This window comes from Nitrospirota bacterium, from assembly GCA_040754395.1.
Classification (GTDB): Bacteria; Nitrospirota; Thermodesulfovibrionia; order Thermodesulfovibrionales; family SM23-35; genus JBFMCL01.
In genome coordinates, this window is the sequence record JBFMCL010000053.1 from 1 (window position 1) to 2,118 (window position 2,118).

1 protein-coding gene is annotated in these 2,118 nt (G+C 46.0%); it reads left to right on the forward strand.

The window, feature by feature from the left end:
- Nucleotides 1–712 precede the first annotated feature (712 nt).
- The gene (gene ltrA, locus AB1552_14345) at nucleotides 713–2,044 is read left to right on the forward strand and encodes a group II intron reverse transcriptase/maturase (GenBank protein ID MEW6054938.1); all 1,332 of its coding nucleotides are present in this window, start codon (nucleotides 713–715) and stop codon (nucleotides 2,042–2,044) included.
- The last annotated feature ends 74 nt before the right edge of the window (nucleotides 2,045–2,118 follow it).

The window sequence follows — 2,118 nt, forward strand, 5'->3', positions numbered from 1 at the left end:
TTGTGTACGCCCAGCATGGGCATTAACTAATGGGTGAAAGTCCCTGTGGGAAAATCACCGTATACTTGTTAATAGTATACACTAACCACAATTGAAATTCAATGGCGATTTCGTGAGGAATGGTCAGAAGGAAGAATGGAGAGAAGTCAGGAGGCGATGAACAAGAACCGCATACAAGGCTTAGCTTCGAGCCGAGTCAGCACAAGATGATGATGGCGTGTGATTAAGAGGCAGGGTAAATGCGGCGTTTGTCTGACGAAAGTTAATGTTCTTATTGAGTGTTCTATTTCATAAATTATGATTTGATAGAATGCCCGGATTTGAGACAATTTCAATGAACGACGACGCAGGCGTATCCTCTGTGATACGTCAAGGAGAAGTGAGGCAGAAATTGGCCGAAGATGGGCATTCCCGAAGGGCAGGTTTCTTTTGTCCTGCTTCTGCGTTACTTGTCGCTTACATACCGCAGAGGGTATGCTGCGCTCCTCGCGCCTTGAACCAGGCCAAAATAACCTCTGCTATCAAATCAAAATTTATGAAACAGAGCACCAAGGAGGCCTGCAAAACATGCGGTCTGATAAGGATTGCGCAATCAGAGGAAACTTTGATTGTGATTTTGCAGGAGTCAGCAGAAGCCATAGTAGCCGAATGCCTTTCGTAACGGGAAGGACAGGGTGAAGGGCTGAACATTGTGGAGGAGGATTAACAGGATATGGAACACTTGAAAGGTACGATGAACCAGAACAGGGGAGTACCTTGCCGGCGTGAAACCATACAGCCAACCTTTCATGCAAACCTGATGGAGCGGATTCTATCCCGTGAAAACATGCGAGCGGCATGGAAACAGGTTAAGGCAAATAAAGGAGCTCCGGGGATAGATGAAATGACTATCCGGGAATTTCCTGAATTTGCAAAAGCCAACTGGGAGAAGATTCGCTCAGCTCTGATGGAAAACCGATATACCCCAACCCCTGCAAGGCGTGTAGAGATACCCAAACCGGCAGGCGGAATAAGGCCTCTCGGAATTCCGATTGTACTGGACAGGCTTATAGAACAAGCCATTGCGCAGGTTTTGAATCCAATATTTGACCCGAAGTTTTCGGAGAATAGCTTTGGATTCAGGCCGAACCGTTCAGCACACCATGCAGTAAGGCAGGTAAAAGAAATAATCAAGAAAGGGCGAAAAATCGGAATTGATTGCGACCTGTCGAAATTCTTCGACAAGGTTGACCATGATATTCTGATGAACCGCCTCGCAAGACAAGTAAAAGATAAAAGAGTCTTGAAACTGATTGGGAAGTACCTGCGTTCAGGTGTGATGATAGGCGGGGAAATTCAGCCGACGTATGAAGGAGTCCCTCAAGGCAGTCCGTTGTCACCTCTTCTTGCCAACATTGTTTTGAATGATTTGGACAAAGAGCTGGATAAACGGAAACACATGTTTGCAAGATACGCGGATGATTTTATAATCCTCGTAAAGAGCAAACGTGCGGGGGAACGGGTAATGCGAAGTATAACCCGGTTTCTCACGAAGAAATTAAAATTGGCGGTTAATAGGGACAAAAGTAAGGTAGCTGAAATCCGTCAATGTAAATTTCTGGGATTTGCCTTTATAGGGAAACAGATACGGTGGAGCGAACCGGCGTTTCGGGAATTCAAACACAGAGTCCGTGAACTAACCGGACGAAGTAATGGAATATCCATGAAACACAGGCTTAAAGAGCTCACCGTATATCTGAGGGGATGGATGAATTATTTTGGCATTTCAGAGTATTACAGGCCATTGCCTGAAATTGACGGATGGATTCGGAGAAGGGTGAGGATGTGTTACTGGAAAATGTGGCGCAAACCTAAAACCAAAGTAAGGAACCTCCTGAAACTGGGTGTATGGCTTGATAATGCGATAAAGGCCGGTATGAGTTCTAAAGGATACTGGCGTTTATCGAAAACGCTCGGAACACAGACTGGAATGACCAACGAATGGCTTGCAAAACAAGGTTTGGTATCAGTAAGAGAATTATGGATTGCGATACATTATCCGTAATGAACCGCCGGATGCGGAGCCGCATGTCCGGTGGTGTGGGGACTGGGGGCTAAAAGCCCCCGGTTACCCGATTA